This window comes from Paenibacillus nanchangensis, from assembly GCF_046543445.1.
GTDB classification, from domain to species: domain Bacteria; phylum Bacillota; class Bacilli; order Paenibacillales; family Paenibacillaceae; genus Paenibacillus_AQ; species Paenibacillus_AQ nanchangensis.
The window spans coordinates 32,340-50,358 of record NZ_JBHOFD010000044.1 but is presented as its reverse complement, the minus strand read 5'-3'; the positions used below and the strand labels follow the sequence as shown (position 1 = coordinate 50,358).

The window sequence follows — 18,019 nt, the reverse complement described above, 5'->3', positions numbered from 1 at the left end:
GTGTTTTCTCATTAATCAAGCGGCTGTTAAATGAGCAATGATAGGGGCTCGTGGGAAACCATTCAACATTCTCCCAAAAGAATAAAAGCATATTTTTTTCCTTTAATTAGCTAAGGCTATTCATCCGATATATAAATGTCGGCTGCGCGAGTGGAGTCACTAACGGGATTGATGCACACAAGCGAAAAGCACAGACAGCATGAGATGTACTCTATCAATCTTGGTTAAAGGAGAAACGTGTTATGAGTCGATTTGACGAAATTATTTGGCAAAGAAATAAGTTGATTACTGGTTTTTTCACCCTGGTATTGGTGCTTGGTGTGGTTTTGGCATTGACCCGGCAACCTTCACTATGGATTACCAATGGTGCAGCAGCTGTATTCTGCTCATGGATGATTTATAGTAATCGTACACGTAAATTTATTCGAATCATCCCTTGGGCAGCAACGGTGCTGCTAATATCAATGCTTGTCTACACTACCTCAGACGGAATGAACATCGCTACGACATTTTTATATGCCACCGTGTTGTTGATTTATCCGACGGCCCGCTATTTTACTGCATTTTTTGTAGTGGCGCTGATTAAATATATCATTCAATTGATTGCTTTCCCGCCAAAACAGGAACTGTTATCTGGCAATATAGTGGATTTGGCATTGTTTACAATCATCGGTTTAATCCTGTTAGCGGTCTCGGTTCTTAACCAGCGGCTGCTGCAGCAAAGTGAAGAACGCCAGAACGCAATCGAGGGATCGCGGCTTCGTATGGAGTCTATGCTGGAACGTATACAAAACGCTTCCCGGACCCTTTTTAAAGTAATGGAGCAGCTTAAGGCACGAGTCAACGAAACCGGTCTCATTACTAACGAAGTCATCACAAGCTTTGGGGAAGTGGCCAAAGGCGTGGATTTTCAAGCCAGCAGCGTAACCGAAATCTCCGACTCCTTGTCCGTTTCGGACCGGCATATTCAGGGAGTTGCTCAGTCGGCGATGGAAATGAAACGGTTATCGTCTCATACCACCGATATGACCGAAAGCGGCAGCGTACAGATTCGCCAGCTGAATTCACAAATGAACGAAATTTATTTGATGATGAGGAATACTGCTGCGGATATGGAGGAGTTTAACCGCAGAAACGAAGCGGTGTCCGTCATATTGTCCACTATAGCGGATATCTCCAGACAAACGCATTTACTCGCCCTGAACGCAGCCATTGAGGCGGCAAGAGCCGGCGAGCATGGCAAAGGTTTTGCAGTCGTGTCATCTGAGGTGCGGAAGCTTGCTGCACATTCCGAACAGGCGACTCAAGAGATTTCAGACATTGTGGGGAGCATTCAGTCCCAGTCGAAGACGTTGGCTGACCGTTTTGAACAGGCATGCCACTCGTTAGAGGAGGGAAAAACCGCCGCCCAGGCTGCGGAAGAAGTGCTTCAATCGATTTACGAAAACACAGGCATGGTGTTATCCCAGGCGGCTGAAATCGAAGACAGCTCCATTAGTATGCAGGATTCCTCACGCAGGGTCGTAAACGAGGTGACGGAAATCTCGGGTGTGACCCAGCAGTCGAGCGCCGCGGCTGAAGAAATTTTGGCGGGGATGGAAGAGCAGCGTGCCATTACAAACCGGATGGTCAAAAATTTTGGGGAACTGGAGAAGCTCATCGCGGATTTAAATGAATTGGTTTCGGTTCCCTCAGACTCCAAGGCCGGCTGAGCTGAATGCTAGCCGGGTTGCGATGAAGAGTTCTAATCTCTTGCTTTAGCTAAGTGTCCGTAATGGAAGGACATCTGTACGGATATCCGCATTTTTTCTTGATTGATTAATGATGGGGCAGGCGGTTCTTCATTATTCTTGACAGTCCAATAGGCCTTTGCTAAGATGGCAATAATAAATTTTTGGACCGACGACTCCAACCTGTAAGGAAGAGGCTGGGCAGACGCCGTTTCCGCCGTGATGCTGTGTGTGCGGGGGATGGACTCATGTCCACGCGTCTTCTTTTCTGTATAAGTGGGTGGGCGCCAGAACAAAACATAAACGAGGAGGAATGACCCAGGTGTGGGAGGACAAGCTTGCCAAAGAAGGGCTTACGTTTGACGATGTGCTGTTGATTCCGCGGAAATCCGAAGTGCTGCCGAAAGAGGTTGATGTCTCGACTCAATTGAGCAAGCATGTGAAACTGAATATTCCGCTGATCAGCGCCGGTATGGATACGGTAACCGAGGCGGCGATGGCCATCGCAATTGCCCGTGAAGGCGGAATCGGCATCATTCACAAAAATATGAGCGTGGAACAGCAGGCAGAGGAAGTCGATCGGGTGAAGCGGTCCGAAAGCGGCGTAATCACCAATCCGTTTTCGCTCACACCGGACAGGCTGGTATCCGACGCGGAGAAGCTGATGGGCAAATACCGGATTTCCGGCGTGCCGATTGTGAATGAGGAGAACAAACTTGTCGGTATCCTGACGAACCGCGATCTTCGTTTTATCCACGACTACAACATGCCGATTAGCGAAGTGATGACGCGGGACAACCTGGTGACTGCTCCAGTAGGCACTACACTCCAGGAAGCCGAGGTGCTGCTGCAGCGCCATAAGATCGAGAAGCTGCCTTTGGTGGACGATCAGATGATTTTGAAGGGTCTTATCACCATTAAAGATATTGAAAAAGCAATCCAATTCCCTAACGCAGCCAAAGACGCACACGGGCGGCTGCTGGCCGGCGCGGCGATCGGCATTTCCAAAGATACGTTCGAGCGGGCGGAAGCGCTGGTCAAAGTGGGCGTTGATGTCATCACTGTAGACTCTGCTCACGGTCATCACATCAATATTATTGAAGCAGTCCGCAAGCTGCGCGAGCTGTATCCGGACCTGACCCTTATTGCCGGCAACGTGGCCACAGGTGAAGCTACCCGGGAACTGATTGAAGCCGGAGCATCCGTTGTAAAAGTAGGTATCGGTCCAGGTTCGATTTGTACCACCCGCGTTATTGCAGGCATCGGGGTTCCGCAGATCACCGCAATCTATGACTGCGCAACCGTTGCACGCGAATACGGTATCCCGATTATCGCGGATGGCGGAATCAAATACTCCGGGGAGATCACCAAGGCGATTGCCGCGGGCGCGCATGCGGTAATGATGGGCAGCCTGTTCGCCGGAACGGAAGAAAGCCCGGGCGAATCGGAAATTTATCAAGGCCGGAAGTTCAAAGTATACCGCGGTATGGGCAGCATGAGCGCCATGAAACAGGGCAGCAAGGACCGCTACTTCCAAGACGACGACAAGAAGCTGGTTCCAGAGGGAATCGAAGGCCGGGTAGCTTTTAAAGGCCCATTGTCCGATACGGTTCATCAGCTGATCGGCGGTCTGCGTTCCGGTATGGGGTACTGCGGAACGCAGAACCTCCGCGAGCTGCGCGAGGATACCGGCTTTATCCGGATCACGGGCGCGGGATTGCGCGAAAGTCATCCGCATGATGTACAGATCACGAAGGAAGCGCCAAACTATTCGCTGTAATTGCCAGTTTCAACCTATTCTAGACAGACCAGGCGTTTTTCGCCCGGTCTGTCTTTTTTTGCGCATACCCCTGTGTTAGAATAGAACAAGCAATCGATATATGGCTGAAAGGGAGTTAATTCATTGAAGCATAAGGGGAATTCCAAAGGAAAGAAATTTGTTGTAAGAACAGCGGCGGCAGGTCTGCTTCTAAATATGCTTTGCTTTTCCACAATGCCGGTTATGGCCCAAGGGGCTGCGTCTCCGGCGCCGAGCGCGGCTGCGCAGACGCAGAGCGAAGGATCCGGCAAGCAGGCGGCCAAGACCGGAGCGGTCAAGATTCCAAGCGTGGAGTCGCTTGAGCTTGATTTGAAGTCGGCCGTGCTGCTTGAACCGACGACAGGCCGTGTCCTGCTGTCGATGAACGCCGATGTGCCGCTGCCTCCGGCGAGTATGACCAAGATGATGACCGAATATCTGGTTGCCGATGCGGTGAAAGCGGGCAAATTTAAATGGGAAGACAAAGTCGATGTTAAAGAAAATGCGGCAAAGCAGATCGGTTCGCGTATTTTTTTGGCGGAAGGCGATCAACATACCGTTGAGGAACTGTACATAGCGATGGCTGTGGGCTCTGCTAACGACGCTACGGTGGCGCTGGCGGAATACGTGTCGGGTTCGGAAGCTGAATTCGTGAAGCTGATGAACGAAACGGCGAAGAAGATGGGAATGAAGAATACCTATTTCGTGAACTCTACCGGACTGAGCCGGGCGGATATGCCGGACAAGTTCGAGCCGGATACGGATAAGGAAACGGTCATGTCGGCAATGGACGCTGCGATTCTTGCAAAACACATCGTAATGGACCACCCGGACTACACCCGTTTTACAACAATTCAGTCTTACAAGTTTCGGGAACGCGACGACAAGCCGATGATCAATTACAACTGGATGCTGGAAGCGAACAAAAACATTCCGAACTTTAAAGCCTACGCATATGAGGGCCTGGACGGCCTCAAGACGGGCCACACCAGCAGCGCCGGGAACTGCTTCACAGGAACGGCGGAACGTGACGGCATGCGGCTGATCAGCGTTGTTATGGGCGCCAATTCGGAAGCGCACCGTTTTACGGAGACCAAGAAAGTCCTCGATTTTGGCTTTAACAACTTTGAGATCAAGCAGGTGGTTGCGCCTAAGGCGGTTGTGGCAGGCACCGAAACCGTTCCTGTGGAAAAAGGCAAAGAAAAGCAGGTAGGCGTTGTAACGGATGCGGGCGTTACGTTTATCGTACCGAAGGGAACCGCCAATCCCCAAGTGAACGCCAAAGTTCAGCTGAATGACGCCTCCGCCATGGTAGCTCCGATCGCTGCAGGTACGGCGCTGGGCAAGGTAACCTACTCGTACACAATTGAAGGAATGCCGCAGCCGCAGGTGCAGACCGTCAATCTGATTACATCGGAAGAAGCGGAGAAGGCCGGCTGGTTCGCGCTGCTGTTCCGGGCAATCGGCGAATTTTTCAGCGACCTGTTCGCGGGTATTAAAAATCTGTTCTAGGCCGTTTTCGGGGGCAACAGGCAGGCAGACAGACAGCTTGTTCAATAGCTCCCCTTACGGTACAATTACAAGTCAGATCAAGTTCGTATACTCAGGAGGTATAGACATGGAAACGGGAACATCGCGTGTAAAAAGAGGTATGGCGGAAATGCAAAAAGGCGGCGTCATCATGGACGTTATGAATGCGGAGCAGGCCCGGATCGCCGAGGCAGCCGGAGCGGTGGCCGTAATGGCGCTGGAACGGGTTCCCTCCGATATTCGCGCGGCCGGCGGGGTAGCGCGTATGGCCGATCCGACCATCGTGGAAGAGGTCCTTCAGGCGGTGAGCATTCCCGTTATGGCCAAAGCCCGGATCGGTCATTATGTGGAGGCCAAAGTTTTGGAGTCTCTCGGCGTCGATTATCTGGACGAGAGTGAAGTGCTGACACCCGCCGACGAAGTGTTCCATATCGACAAACGCGATTTTACCGTTCCTTTTGTGTGCGGAGCCAAAGACCTGGGCGAAGCGCTTCGGCGTATCAGCGAAGGGGCCTCCATGATTCGTACGAAGGGCGAGCCGGGTACAGGAAATATTGTTGAGGCCGTTCGTCATATGCGTTACATCAACAGCCAGATCCGCAAGGTGCAGAATATGTCTAAGGATGAGCTGTATGCTGAAGCCAAGGTTCTGGGCGTGTCTTATGACCTGCTGCTTGAGGTACATCAGCTTGGCAAGCTTCCGGTCGTCAACTTTGCGGCAGGCGGTGTGGCTACGCCGGCGGACGCGGCGCTTATGATGCATCTTGGTGCGGACGGCGTATTCGTTGGATCGGGTATTTTTAAATCGGACAGCCCCGAGAAATTCGCCCGTGCCATTGTTGAGGCAACCACGCATTATACGGATTATAAATTGATTGCCGAGGTGTCCAAGAACCTTGGAACGCCGATGAAAGGCATTGACATCGCCAGCCTTACGGCGGCGGAGCGCATGTCCGACCGCGGCTGGTAATCCAGAGAGAAGGTAACAGAATGAAGATTGGCGTGCTGGCGCTGCAAGGCGCTGTTGAAGAGCATATCGTCAGCATTGAACGGGCTGGCGCTGAAGGCGTTCCCGTCAAGAAGGTGGAGCAGCTGGAGGAGTTGTATGGACTGATTATCCCCGGCGGCGAGAGCACCACGATTGGCAAGCTTATGCGTAAATACGGCTTTATCGAAGCGGTCCGCACGTTCTCGGCGCAGCGCAAACCGATTTTTGGAACCTGTGCCGGGATGATTGTGCTGGCGGAACGGATTGCAGGCGGCGAAGAAAGCCACCTTGGGCTTATGGATATCACTGTGGCCCGCAATGCCTTTGGCCGCCAGAAAGACAGCTTTGAATGCGATCTTCAAGTCAAAGGGATTGAGGAGCCAGTTCGGGCGGTGTTCATCCGGGCTCCGCTAATCCAAGAGGTAGGCCCAGAGGTTGAGGTGCTATCGACCTACAAGGATGAGATTGTCACTGCAAGACAGCAGCATCTGCTGGTATCTTCGTTTCACCCCGAGCTTACGGATGACTATCGTCTGCATCAGTATTTTGCAGAGATGGTTGAAGCTTCAGCCCGGGTCTAAACTGCATCTATAGACACTCTGACTCTTCCAAAGCGGCCTTACGATCTGCGGAAGAGTTAAGGTCGTTTCAGGAGGGAATTGTTGTGCTTGATGTCAAAATATTGCGCAGCGACTATGCTAGAGTAGAGCAGGCGCTGAATAACCGGGGCAAATCGCTGGAGCTTATCGCAGGATTTCCGCAGCTTGATCTGCGCCGCAGAGAATTGCTGCAGGAAACGGAAGCACTGAAGAATCGCCGGAACACGGTGTCGGGCGAAGTTGCCAAACGCAAGAAAAGCGGGGAACCGGCGGAAGAACTGATTATCGAAATGCGAAGCGTATCCGACCGCATCAAGGAACTCGACGAAGAAGTCCGTGTGTTGGAAGGACAAATCGCAGAGCTGACACAGAGCATTCCGAACATTCCGCATGAGTCGGTGCCGGTGGGACGGTCCGAAGAAGAGAACGTGGAGGTGCGCCGCTGGTCGCAGCCGCGCGAGTTTGCGTTTACGCCCAAATCGCATTGGGAGCTGGCGCAAAACCTGGATATTCTTGATTTTGAGGCGGCCGCTAAAGTGACGGGATCCCGTTTTGTGTTTTATAAAGGGCTTGGAGCCCGGCTGGAGCGCGCACTCATCAATTTTATGATGGATCTGCACAGCGGCGAACACGGATACCAGGAAATGCTGCCTCCTTACATTGTAAATAAAGACAGCCTGTTCGGCACAGGACAGCTGCCTAAGTTTGAGGAGGATCTCTTCAAACTACGGGATACAGAATATTATTTGATTCCGACAGCGGAAGTGCCGGTCACCAACTACTTCCGGGAGGAGATTCTGAACGCCTCGGATCTGCCGAAATACTGCGTCGCTTACAGCTCTTGTTTCCGCTCGGAAGCCGGGTCGGCAGGCCGGGATACGCGGGGGCTGATTCGTCAGCACCAGTTCAATAAGGTGGAGCTGGTGAAGATTACAACACCTGAATCTTCCTACGAGGAGCTTGAGAAGATGACTGCCGACGCCGAGCGTGTCCTGCAGCTGCTGGAGCTTCCGTACCGCGTGCTGTCCCTGTGCACCGGCGATATGGGTTTTACCGCCGCCAAGACGTATGACTTGGAGGTATGGCTGCCGGAGAGCGGGATGTACCGCGAGATTTCATCCTGCTCGAACACAGAAGACTTCCAGGCACGCCGCGCCAATGTTCGCTACCGGCCGGAGCCGAAGGCGAAGCCTGAATTTGTTCATACCTTAAACGGCTCCGCGCTGGCTGTAGGTCGTACAGTCGCTGCCATACTTGAGAACTACCAGCAGGAGGACGGATCGGTTCGCATTCCTGAACGCCTTCAGCCCTACATGGGCAACGTACAGGTGATTTCACCTAAATCGGCGCAGTGATCTTGCTGTTTTAGCTTGGAATGTGGTATAATAACTGATGCATGTGCTGTTTTAAATCACTGGAGAGGTACCGAAGCGGTCATAACGGGGCGGTCTTGAAAACCGTTAGGGTGCAAGCCCACATGGGTTCGAATCCCATCCTCTCCGCCACTTTCAATTACAAATGATCAGCAGACCGCTTCTTTATGAGGAGCGGTCTTTTTGTATATCTTTTTTCTTGTACAAACCTTTGGGCGGCAGCGGAATAAAATCAAGCCTTTTTCCGCACCGTATTAGGAGCACCGGGCGGGGAAACCCGGTTGCTCCCAGCAAAGGAGGTCAACGATATGAACAGGGAATTGCAGATCGATCAGCCTGCGCTTGTCTCCGCATGGAAAGCGCAGATGCCATCTTTCCTGGAGGATGGGGACAGCTTTGCCGTTCAAGCGGATGAAACCGATCCGCACAGCCTGCGTATTCATATTAACGCGGCCGGTCATCAGGCGTATTCTTTTGATTTTCGCTGCACCTATGTGGACAGCCGGGAGGTTGCGGTCGATCTGGTCGACGTGGAACGTGCAGGGCGCAGTGCGGATGAGAGAACGGATGTGGTGCAGGAATTGGCCCGTGACTACACCCGTCATATTCATGAATGTGCGCAGAATCTTCAGCGCATTACCAATGTGAAGGAGGCAGGCCGATGAGCAAGCCAGACAGCTATCCAGCTACGGGCAGCCGCCAGGGTAAACCAGACCGGGACAAGCAGCGCCATACGGGCGGTCCGGAACCTCTGTCGGGCTCGAAAAAGGTGAAGAACGCCAATCACGTCAGTCACCTGAATCGGGAAGGATAAGCAGCCGTGTAACAAATTTGCCAAAAAGTTGTTTCTGTTGTCGTTTAAATGGTTTATGATTAATGGGGATTATTTTTACCATGGGAGAGGAGACACAAAGAATGAAGAAAAAATGGGGGTTGTCTGCAGCGGCAGTGCTGCTATCAACAGCGGTATTACTGTCCGGATGCGGAGCCAAACAAGAGCCAAAAGAGGCGCTGAAAGCCGCGGCTACGCAAGTTACGGAACTCAAATCTTATGAAATGAAGAGCACGGTGGTGCTCAATGATCTTAAGATGGACCTGCAGGAAGATGAAGCGGCTGGCATGTCGCAGGTTGTAAGCATGCTCAAGAACGCTGAAATGACCGTAGAGGGCGTTTATCAGGCTGATCCTATGCAGACAGAAGCTACGCTGACCCTGAACCTTAAAGGGGATATGGCGATGAGCTTTACCATGCCGATGGTGATGACATCGGAGAAGATTTATGTTAAGGTTCCATCCATTCCTTTCTTGCCGCTGCCGGAGACGATGGTTGGCAAATTTATCGAACTGGATTTGAAGGAGCTGGCTGCCGAGGAAGGAACTGAATTCAACCCGGCTGCGATGGATACCCAGAAACTGCAGAAGCTGTCCAATGAAGTCGCGGACGCCGTTCTGAGCGAATATGATCAAGAGAAATATTTCAAGAACGTAAGCACCAAAGACGCGAACCTGCCGGAAGGCGTTGACGCCAAGCAAGTGGTCCGTTTTGAAGTGACGAACGACAACGTGAAGGAAGCCATCACGATCCTGGTGAACAACGCGCTGCCGAAAGTGATCGATATTCTGTCCAAAGAAGAATACCGCACAATGCTGGAGATCGAGCAGGCTGATCTGGATGAAATGAAGACAGAAATTCAATCCGGCGAAGCCAAAAAAGAGTTCGATGAGGGGCTGGCTGAACTGGACAAAGTCCTGACGATTAACCAGTTCCAGGTAAATACGGCGCTGAACAAGGATGATTTCCCGGTCTATCAAGACATGGTGATGAACATCAACTTCAAGGACCCGGATTCTTCCCAGAACATTGGCTTGTCGCTGAAAGGCAGCAACCAATACAGCCGGATTAACGAGAAACCCGAATTCAAGATCGGTATTCCGCAAGGCGACGAAGTGATGACTATGGAAGAGTTCGAGCAGGAAATGGATTCTTTAGGATCTTCGTACTAATTTAATTCTCATCATCCCGCACTACGCAAAAGCCCATTGCAGCTGTATTCGCTGCAATGGGCTTTTTTACGTAGGTAAGAACAAGAAGCCGCTAGGCGTATGGCACCTTCTCCTCCAGCTCGTCGGACAGAATAGCGTAAATCTGATGGTCCTGCCACATCCCGTTAATCTGAATATAACGGCGGGCAATGCCTTCTGCCTGAAAACCGTTTTTCTCCAGAACTCGTCTGGAGGGAGTGTTGTCCAGCAGCACGGCAGCCTGTACCCGGTGCAGCCGCAGCGCCCGAAAAGCATAACCGAGGGCCAGGCGTACAGCGGCGGTCATATAGCCCGCTCCTTGGTGAGCCTGATCCATAAAATAACCGATATCGGCAAACTGGCCGACGCCGCGCACAATATTGGAGAGATTCACCTGCCCTATCAGCGTACCTTCAAGCAAATAAATCCCGAAGGCATACCCCCTGTCGTTCGCCGCGTCCTGCACCCGCTGCATGATTAGTTCCCGCTGGCTATCCAGTGTAAAAAAATCATCCTCGCGCAGCGGTTCATACCGCTGATGTGACATCCGGTTGCGCACACGGAGTTCGAGCAGCGCCTCGGCATCTTCCGGCCCAAGCTGCCGGATATAAATTCCGCTGGGCGTGTCGTAGAGGGTAAGCTTCACTATATTTTCTCCTTCCCGGCCACATCAGCCGCTGGTTTCTTACGGAGCCGCCGGAAAAAGTCAGTTAAAAGCGCGGCGCACTCCGCCTGCAAAACGCCCTGGATCACGGCGGTTCTATGATTAAACCGCGGCTCTTCCAGAAGGTTCATCAATGTACCGGCGCAGCCTGCCTTGGGATCAGGTGTACCGTAAATGGTGATAGGCACACGGGCCTGGACGATGGCGCCCGCACACATGGGGCAGGGCTCCAGCGTTACATACAGCCTGCAGTCCAGCAGCCGCCAGGAATTCAAGTTGCGGCTGGCTTCCCGGATCGCCACCATCTCCGCATGCGCGGTTGAGTCCAATGTCGTCTCCCGCAGATTGTAGCCCCTGCCTACAATTTCTCCATGCTGAACGACGACCGCGCCGATGGGGACTTCGCCAAGAGCCTCCGCTTTTTTGGCTTCGGCAATGGCCTCTTTCATCCAGTGCTCGTGTTCTTCCCATTCCGCCGGGATAAGTAGTTCCTCCGAACTCAAGTCGGTGTGCCCCTTTCATTAAAACAGCCTATTGTCCAACGAACAGGCATTCGTTCTTAACAGAATGTGCATAACTCTGTGGATAACAAGCTACTTGTCCACATTATTATTCACATGCTTATTTGTTATTTTGTTTATATGTGGATAAGTTGTGGATGAACCCTTCCTCATTGTAGTGAAAGTCCTTTAAAATTTCAATCTTTTGCCTTAGGCAGCGGGCCAAATCAGAGTTAATCCCTTTTCAAACAGGTAGGCAAAAGGTATGATATTGATTGAAGCGCCGTAAGGATTTGCCAGCGGATAAGAGGTGACGAAAAAGCTTGTCCATCAAAACAAAATTATCGGCAATTATTTTCGGTTCGGTGCTGCTGATTCTGGGATTGAACCTCATGTTTAACATGTATGCAACCCGCGATAATCTCCGGGCGGAAAGCGAATCCAACATGGAAATGGTTGCGAAGCAAATTGCGGTATCCGTCGAACAGAGCCGGTACAGCTCGAATTATGTGGAGCACCAGATCGCGCAAAATCTGCATATGGCCGCTATTCTCGCAGCCGGCGAGCTGCCAGAGGATATCGCCGATGTAGATAATGCGGAATTGCAGCGTCTGTCGCAAAAATTGGGCGTGACCAACATTTCACTCTTGGTAAAAACCGAAGGGGATGTAAAGGTTGCTCGCTCCTCAGATCCGAAGGAGATCGGGTTATCCACAAAGTCTTGGGGATTTTGGTATACTGCGTTCCTGCAGCTGTTTGAGAAAAGAAATGTGTCGATCGAACAGGGACAGCGCATGGAGCATTTCTGGTCGGGACCGTTCGAGTATTCCTCTTCCAATCCGGAGTATATCGAGAAATGGGGATATTATTATGACGGAAAACGAAACTATCTGATTGATCCCTATATACGCAGTACTTCGATAAGCGATTATGTCCGAATTATGAGTCCCAACGAAATTGTCGAGCAAATGAAAGAGGCGAATCCGCGAATACTGGAGATTACCGGGTTCAATCCCAATACCTTCGGTACGGATACTATGGAAGCCGATGGAGAGGATAGGGTTAACAGCAAGCTGCGGAACAAACCGATCAAATACGGCACATACCGGTACGGCAACGTCACAGAAGATAAAGCGGCGATTCAGAATGTGCTCGATTATAAAGAGCCGTACACTATGGAAACGACGGTCCGGGGAGAAAAGGTTCTGAAGAGCTTTATTCCTGTAACGGAGCCGACGTTGGGGACGTATGTGATCGCGGTGGTTATGAACTATAATGCGATTTCGGCTGTAGTCAAAGACCAGCTGCTCAATAACCTGTCGATTTCCCTGCTTCTGCTCGCTTTCTTTTTCCTGCTCAGCTATGTGCTGGCAGGGTTTATCACCCGGCCAATTCAAGCGATTTTGGCCAAAGTTAACGATGTGGCGCGCGGGAACTTTGAACCGCCGCTTAATGTCCGCAGCAGGGATGAACTGGGGCAGCTGTCCCTGCGGATCAATGCGATGACCCGCAATCTGATGCAGCATACGAGCCGGCTGGGCCAGACACTTGAAGAAAACCGCGCGGTAAAAGAACACCTGGAGTCCGTGATCAACGGCACGTCTGACGCCATCCATACTGTCGATATGGAAGGACGGATTATCAGCGTCAACCGGGCGTTCGAAGAGCTGTACGGCTGGAGCGCGGAGGAAGTAATCGGCCAGCGGCCGTTGCTGGTGCCGGACAGCGTCCGGTTCCAGGAGGATACGCGGCTGGAGGATCTGAAGCGGGGAGAACAGCTGCCGCCGCTGGAGACGATCCGGTTGAAACGGGACGGGACGATTGTGGAGGTCAGCATCAGCTCCTCGGTTATTCGCGACGAGGAAGGCCATCCGCAATCTGTTATTCACGTCTCGCGGGATATGACGGAACGGAACCGGATGGAGGAGCTGCTTCGCCGTTCGGAGAAGCTGACCACAGTCGGCCAATTGGCGGCAGGCGTAGCGCATGAGATCCGCAACCCGTTAACGACGCTGCGGGGATTTCTCCAGCTTCAGCAGGAGAAAAAGGTTCTCGTGCCGCTGCATGTCGAGCTGATGTTGTCCGAGCTGGAGCGGATCAATTTGATTGTCAGCGAGTTCCTGATTTTGGCGAAGCCGCAGGCGGTGCATTTTCAGTCAAAAGATGTGCGTTATATCCTGAGTGATGTGGTGTCCCTTTTGGACAGCCAAGCACATTTGTATGGAATTGAGTTCGTTGCGGACTTTTCTTCGGTTCCGGGTACGGTTCACTGTGAAGAAAACCAGTTGAAACAGGTGTTTATCAACATTATGAAAAATGCAATCGAAGCCATGCCGAGCGGCGGAAAAATCACCATTCAGCAGTCGATCGAGGAAGCATTTGTCCGGATCGTGATTTCGGACCAAGGGCAAGGCATCCCCGAAGAGATGCTGCCGAAGCTTGGCGAACCGTTTTTCACCAATAAAGAGACCGGCACAGGATTGGGCCTGATGATCAGCCAGCGTATTATTCAAGCGCATAAGGGCACGATGGAGATACAGAGCGAGGTGGGACGCGGGACGTCCGTCATCATCAAGCTGCCCGCAGGAGACCTGCTGAAGCAGGATAAAGGCGAAGAGGCGTCTCCTGAGGCCTAGAGACAGATCGGAGTGAACGACAGCATGCGGATCAACAAATTCATCAGCGAGACCGGTTACTGCTCCCGGCGCGAAGCAGACAAGCTGGTGGAGAGCGGCAGGGTAACGATTAATGGAGAGACGGCGGTGCTTGGCAGCCAGGCGGAGGCGGGCGACGAGGTACGGATTGACGGCAAACCGCTTCTGTCGACCGCCAAAACCGTGTATATTGCGTTAAACAAGCCGGTAGGGATTACCTCCACAACAGAAGAACACGTAAAAGGCAATATAGTTGATTTTGTTGGGCATACGGAGCGGATTTTTCCAATCGGACGTCTGGATAAGGATTCGGAGGGGTTGATCCTCTTAACCAATGACGGGGATGTCGTTAACAAGATCCTCCGCGCGGAGGGCCGGCATGAAAAAGAGTATATTGTGACGGTTGACCGGCCGGTAACGCCTTCTTTTCTGACAGGGATGGCAAGCGGCGTAAAGATTTTGGGAAGCAAAACACTGCCCTGTGACGTGACCAGAGTCTCGGACAGAGTATTCCGGATTATTCTGACAGAGGGCAAAAACCGGCAGATCCGCAGGATGTGCAGCGCATTCGGTTATGAAGTGCGGCGGCTGCAGCGGATCCGGATTATGAACATCCGGCTGGGGACGCTCCCTGTCGGAAAGTGGCGGGATTTGACCGATAGCGAGAAGGAAGAGCTCGGCCGGCTGCTGCAGTACCGTCTGCTGTAAGGATAGCGCCCCGTCTCCTCCGGCCTCCCTGCTCCTTGGATGACACATCAGCATGTGTCTGTAACGAGTGAGTAGGTGGGGAAGTGCAGCAAAGTGAGTAGATGGGAAAGAACTGCAAGAGTGCAAGCGAGTAATGCTTGTAAGGGCGTATAAGACGCGTCCCGTAACGATGCGGGTAAACGGATAGAGCAAGCAGGGCACAAATAAAGGACTCTCGATGACCGAGAGTCCTTTATCGTCTAATTGGCTGGTTTAGCCGGATTCGCTGAGATGGTCTGTTTGCCGTCCTGATATTTACGCAGGATGGATACTTCGACCCGCCGGTTCTTGGCTCTTCCTGCAGCTGTGTTGTTATCGCTCACCGGCTGATATTCGCCGTAGCCGATTACACTAAACTTGGTTGGATCGAGGTTTTTGTTGAGCAGCAGGATCTTAAGGAACTGTGTAGCGCGGTTGGCGCTCAGCTCCCAGTTTGAAGAATAGATACTGTTCGATATCGGAATATTGTCTGTATGGCCTTGTACGACCACATTATAATCCGGGAACTGCTGCAAAATGTAGGAGATCGACTTGGCCAGCTGGCGCGATTCATCTTTGACAGCTGCCTGTCCCGAAGCAAACAAAGCCTGGTCACTGATCGTGATCATTAGCTGCGACTGATTCAGCTTGGTACTGAGCAGGTTGGTTAACCCGCTTTTTTTGATGTATTCGTCAAACTGCTTCTTAAGTTTCTCCAGATTCTCTTGTTCTTGCTGGCGAAGCTTCGCCAGGTCCTGGTTGCCGGTGTTTTCGGCCACCACATTGTCCATCTGTTCGCCTTTGCCTTGATCCAAGCTCGAATCGGTAGGTGCGGCAGCGCTGTGGTCCAGGACGCCTGTGCCTCCGTTAAGGACCATACTGAAGGCTTGGCTCATTTCTTCGAATTTCTTGGCGTCGGTGGCGCTCATAGCGTACATAACCAGAAACAGGGCAACCAGCAGGGTCATCAAGTCGGAATAAGGCAGCAGCCAGGATTCGTCGGCATGCTCCTCGTGATCCTCGTGCCGGGCCTTTTTACTCACTTGTGCCGCCCTCCTTCTCGGTGTTCATCTTGGCGCGTTCGGTCGGCGTCAGGAAGACGGACAGTTTCTGGTTGATCGCGATGGTTGAAACGCCGGACTGAATAGACAGCAGGCCTTCGAGCATCATCATCCGAATCTCCATCTCTTGCTTGGACATCCGTTTCAGCTTGTTGGAGATCGGGTGCCAGAGCACGTAACCGGTAAAGATACCAAGCAATGTGGCGATAAAGGCGGCGCCAATTGCGTGAGCGAGCTTCTCCATCTCACTCATGTCCGCCAGAGCGGCAATCAGACCGATAACGGCCCCGAGTACCCCCAGCGTAGGCGCGTACATCCCGGCTTGGGAGAAAATAAGCGCGCCGGCTTTGTGGCGCTCCTCGGTGGCGTGAATATCCTCCATCAGGACGTCGCGTACAAATTCCTGGTCGTTGCCGTCGATAATCATCCGCATGCCGTTGCGCAGGAATCCGTCTTCAATTTCGTCAACTTTCGACTCCAATGCGAGCAGGCCTTCGCGGCGGGTGATGGATGCCCAGTCCATGAACATGGAGATCAATTCCTGTTTGCTGATCATCTTCTTGCGCTTTACGGTCATCAAAAGCAGTTTAGGAGCTTTCTTTACCTCGTTAAACGGGAAGGCCATGAAGACTGATGCAGCCGTCCCCACCAATATTATGACGTAAGCGGCAGGATTGTTTAGAGCTGTCAGTGGAGCATGTTTTAGCACCATACCGTATACAACAGCAACTAACCCTAGTACTAAACCAATAATTGTTGAAATTTCCATTTATGCACCTCGTCCATGAGATTTAACCGTGGTCCGTCTTTGCCGCGCAGTTCGTCCCTGAACATGCGGCAGGGTACCGTAGCGTATACATCGTGACGTATATTCTTATTTATCGACAGGGCAAGCTTTTTTGTGAAGTGATATTTTTAGGCTATAATGGAAAAAAGGAAGATCAGCCTATATGCGAAAACGGAGTGATACAACGTGGGAGTAAAGCACGGGAGAGATTATGGAGAAATATTGACGGACCTGACCAAGGCGGTCTCGATGATCCCGGACAGTTATCTGTTTTTTGAAATGGACCCGGAGGATTGGGAGCAGCTTCCTGAGGAATCCAAAGCGGAAGTATGGGAAGCGCTTGCCGAGGATTTGTTCTACGGGCTTGGCAGTGAACCGGTTATTCATGTCGGCAGCGGTGTGGTAATGCATGATCCGGATACCCACCGGATTAATGTGATGGCCGGGGAGGAAGACCTGGTATCGGTGGAACTGGTCTAACGGCAGGCGGGTCCAAAGGAGGATTTGCCCGAAAGTCAGGCCGCGTGGTAAAATTACAGGAGAAACGACTCAGCGAATACGGTGCGTTAACGAATAGCCGCACATCGTATTCATATTTATCAGGAACCGGGAATACATTTAACCGAAAATGGCCTTTTTTCTGGCGCATCCCTTGGACCAAGCAGCTGAGGGATGTTTTGCTTGAAGGAGGCGTCAAGCCGTTCGCAAGCAAACGGTAGTAAGGGAGGATATACCATTGTTATTCACTGAGGCAGAGCTGCAGGAGCAAGTCGGCAAGCTGGAGGGTTGGAAGCTGGATGACGGCGTGCTGGTGCGCAAATACGTCTTCTCCGAATTTATGAAAGGCATTGCGTTTGTCGATGAGGTGGCTGCCATCTCGGAAGCGTTTGATCACCATCCGCATATCACAATCGACTACAAGAATGTGACGTTAAGACTGACGACACGCGAAGAGGGCGGAGTAACGGCGCTGGATATACGGGAGGCGCACGAGTTCAACGAGGCGTTCGAGAAGTCGCGGGGCGGACAATAAATCAGGACGTGCAGAATAATTCAATATAGCAGGGGCTAGAGGCAGGCAGAGATCGCGGAGCGGATTCCGGACGGTCTCTGCTTTTTTGCTTAGAGACGCAAAAAAACCGCCGAATACACAGTCTGTACCCGGCGGCCCCTTAACGGGAAGGAATTCAGTCATTTCATTTCGGACAAATACATGGCCACATTGGCAATCTCTTCGGGTGCAAGCTTGTCTTTAAAGGACGGCATCTGTCCGCGTCCTTTGCTGATGACTTTGTAGATCGCTTCAGCGTCATGCTGGCTGCCTTCATTTTGCAGGCTTGGGCCGACGCCGCCCTGCAGCTGGTCTCCATGGCAGCTGATACAGTTGGCTTTTACGGTCGCTTCCGCAGCCGCGGTATCCAGCTGGACTACAGGCATGGTCGGATTGTTCTGCTCGGCGACCTGCTCTTTGCCCGGCAGAGTAAACATCAATATAACTGCGAACGCGCAAGCCAGGAAAAATAAACCGCTCATCAACCATTTTTGCATCCCATTCGTCCTTTCTATGTAAGCTCTTCCCTCATTATA

18 protein-coding genes and 1 tRNA gene are annotated in these 18,019 nt (G+C 52.0%); 14 read left to right on the top strand and 5 right to left on the bottom strand.

What is annotated here, in order from left to right:
- Window positions 1-242: 242 nt before the first annotated feature.
- The 10 genes from ACE6ED_RS26190 (at window position 243) to ACE6ED_RS26145 (ending at window position 10,022) form a co-directional block, all read left to right on the top strand.
- Window positions 243-1,712 (top strand): methyl-accepting chemotaxis protein, encoded by a 1,470-nt coding sequence (locus tag ACE6ED_RS26190; RefSeq protein WP_410830393.1) that lies wholly within the window; start codon window positions 243-245, stop codon window positions 1,710-1,712.
- Window positions 1,713-2,052: 340 nt separating this feature from the next.
- A complete protein-coding gene (gene guaB / locus ACE6ED_RS26185) occupies window positions 2,053-3,510 on the top strand; it encodes an IMP dehydrogenase (RefSeq protein WP_410830396.1) in 1,458 nt (485 codons plus the stop codon).
- 123 nt (window positions 3,511-3,633) lie between these two features.
- Window positions 3,634-5,040 (top strand): D-alanyl-D-alanine carboxypeptidase family protein, encoded by a 1,407-nt coding sequence (locus ACE6ED_RS26180; RefSeq protein WP_410830392.1) that lies wholly within the window; start codon window positions 3,634-3,636, stop codon window positions 5,038-5,040.
- Between the two features lie 106 nt (window positions 5,041-5,146).
- Entirely contained in the window at window positions 5,147-6,028 is an 882-nt protein-coding gene (gene pdxS, locus ACE6ED_RS26175; protein WP_410830391.1) for a pyridoxal 5'-phosphate synthase lyase subunit PdxS, read from the top strand.
- A 20-nt stretch (window positions 6,029-6,048) separates the two neighbouring features.
- The gene (gene pdxT, locus ACE6ED_RS26170) at window positions 6,049-6,627 is read left to right on the top strand and encodes a pyridoxal 5'-phosphate synthase glutaminase subunit PdxT (protein WP_410830390.1); all 579 of its coding nucleotides are present in this window, start codon (window positions 6,049-6,051) and stop codon (window positions 6,625-6,627) included.
- Window positions 6,628-6,710: 83 nt separating this feature from the next.
- A complete protein-coding gene (serS, locus tag ACE6ED_RS26165; protein ID WP_410830389.1) occupies window positions 6,711-8,000 on the top strand; it encodes a serine--tRNA ligase in 1,290 nt (429 codons plus the stop codon).
- Window positions 8,001-8,061: 61 nt separating this feature from the next.
- Window positions 8,062-8,150, top strand: a tRNA-Ser gene (locus tag ACE6ED_RS26160).
- 176 nt (window positions 8,151-8,326) lie between these two features.
- Window positions 8,327-8,683, top strand: a complete 357-nt coding sequence (locus ACE6ED_RS26155; RefSeq protein ID WP_410830388.1) for a hypothetical protein — start codon at window positions 8,327-8,329, stop codon at window positions 8,681-8,683.
- The gene (locus tag ACE6ED_RS26150) at window positions 8,680-8,832 is read left to right on the top strand and encodes a small acid-soluble spore protein P (RefSeq protein WP_410830387.1); all 153 of its coding nucleotides are present in this window, start codon (window positions 8,680-8,682) and stop codon (window positions 8,830-8,832) included. Before ACE6ED_RS26155 ends, ACE6ED_RS26150 begins: the two co-directional genes overlap by 4 nt.
- Before the next feature lie 101 nt (window positions 8,833-8,933).
- The gene (locus ACE6ED_RS26145; protein ID WP_410830386.1) at window positions 8,934-10,022 is read left to right on the top strand and encodes a hypothetical protein; all 1,089 of its coding nucleotides are present in this window, start codon (window positions 8,934-8,936) and stop codon (window positions 10,020-10,022) included.
- A gap of 91 nt (window positions 10,023-10,113) precedes the next feature.
- Here ACE6ED_RS26145 and ACE6ED_RS26140 read toward each other — a convergent pair whose 3' ends face one another.
- Window positions 10,114-10,686: a GNAT family N-acetyltransferase gene (locus ACE6ED_RS26140; RefSeq protein WP_410830385.1), complete on the bottom strand. Its 573-nt coding sequence runs from the start codon at window positions 10,684-10,686 to the stop codon at window positions 10,114-10,116.
- Entirely contained in the window at window positions 10,686-11,207 is a 522-nt protein-coding gene (gene tadA, locus ACE6ED_RS26135) for a tRNA adenosine(34) deaminase TadA (protein WP_410830384.1), read from the bottom strand. The genes ACE6ED_RS26140 and tadA overlap by 1 nt, the downstream gene beginning before the upstream one ends.
- Before the next feature lie 320 nt (window positions 11,208-11,527).
- Between tadA and ACE6ED_RS26130 the strand changes: the two genes are divergently transcribed.
- Both ACE6ED_RS26130 and rluF read left to right on the top strand, forming a co-directional pair.
- Complete coding sequence (locus ACE6ED_RS26130) at window positions 11,528-13,840, top strand: ATP-binding protein (protein WP_410830383.1); 2,313 nt, start codon at window positions 11,528-11,530, stop codon at window positions 13,838-13,840.
- Window positions 13,841-13,864: 24 nt separating this feature from the next.
- Window positions 13,865-14,566, top strand: a complete 702-nt coding sequence (rluF, locus tag ACE6ED_RS26125; protein WP_410830395.1) for a 23S rRNA pseudouridine(2604) synthase RluF — start codon at window positions 13,865-13,867, stop codon at window positions 14,564-14,566.
- Window positions 14,567-14,805: 239 nt separating this feature from the next.
- On the opposite strand, the gene ACE6ED_RS26120 is transcribed toward rluF, so the two are convergent.
- On the bottom strand, window positions 14,806-15,627 hold the full coding sequence (locus tag ACE6ED_RS26120; protein WP_410830382.1) for a flagellar motor protein MotB: 822 nt from the start codon (window positions 15,625-15,627) through the stop codon (window positions 14,806-14,808).
- Window positions 15,620-16,414 (bottom strand): flagellar motor stator protein MotA, encoded by a 795-nt coding sequence (motA, locus tag ACE6ED_RS26115; RefSeq protein WP_410830381.1) that lies wholly within the window; start codon window positions 16,412-16,414, stop codon window positions 15,620-15,622. The genes ACE6ED_RS26120 and motA overlap by 8 nt, the downstream gene beginning before the upstream one ends.
- Window positions 16,415-16,618: 204 nt before the next feature.
- Between motA and ACE6ED_RS26110 the strand changes: the two genes are divergently transcribed.
- Complete coding sequence (locus ACE6ED_RS26110; protein WP_410830380.1) at window positions 16,619-16,912, top strand: hypothetical protein; 294 nt, start codon at window positions 16,619-16,621, stop codon at window positions 16,910-16,912.
- Window positions 16,913-17,168: 256 nt separating this feature from the next.
- A complete protein-coding gene (locus ACE6ED_RS26105; RefSeq protein ID WP_410830379.1) occupies window positions 17,169-17,465 on the top strand; it encodes a 4a-hydroxytetrahydrobiopterin dehydratase in 297 nt (98 codons plus the stop codon).
- A gap of 158 nt (window positions 17,466-17,623) precedes the next feature.
- Here the strand turns inward: ACE6ED_RS26105 and ACE6ED_RS26100 are convergent, their stop codons facing one another.
- Entirely contained in the window at window positions 17,624-17,980 is a 357-nt protein-coding gene (locus tag ACE6ED_RS26100) for a c-type cytochrome (RefSeq protein ID WP_410830378.1), read from the bottom strand.
- Between the last annotated feature and the right edge of the window lie 39 nt (window positions 17,981-18,019).

Coding starts and splice junctions, on each gene's coding strand:
- pdxS (WP_410830391.1), top strand. CDS start 5,147: ATGGAAACGGGAACATCGCGTGTAAAAAGAGGTATGGCGGAAATGCAA.
- motA (WP_410830381.1), bottom strand. CDS start 16,414: ATGGAAATTTCAACAATTATTGGTTTAGTACTAGGGTTAGTTGCTGTT.
- pdxT (WP_410830390.1), top strand. CDS start 6,049: ATGAAGATTGGCGTGCTGGCGCTGCAAGGCGCTGTTGAAGAGCATATC.
- ACE6ED_RS26155 (WP_410830388.1), top strand. CDS start 8,327: ATGAACAGGGAATTGCAGATCGATCAGCCTGCGCTTGTCTCCGCATGG.
- ACE6ED_RS26145 (WP_410830386.1), top strand. CDS start 8,934: ATGAAGAAAAAATGGGGGTTGTCTGCAGCGGCAGTGCTGCTATCAACA.
- rluF (WP_410830395.1), top strand. CDS start 13,865: ATGCGGATCAACAAATTCATCAGCGAGACCGGTTACTGCTCCCGGCGC.
- ACE6ED_RS26190 (WP_410830393.1), top strand. CDS start 243: ATGAGTCGATTTGACGAAATTATTTGGCAAAGAAATAAGTTGATTACT.
- ACE6ED_RS26150 (WP_410830387.1), top strand. CDS start 8,680: ATGAGCAAGCCAGACAGCTATCCAGCTACGGGCAGCCGCCAGGGTAAA.
- ACE6ED_RS26100 (WP_410830378.1), bottom strand. CDS start 17,980: ATGCAAAAATGGTTGATGAGCGGTTTATTTTTCCTGGCTTGCGCGTTC.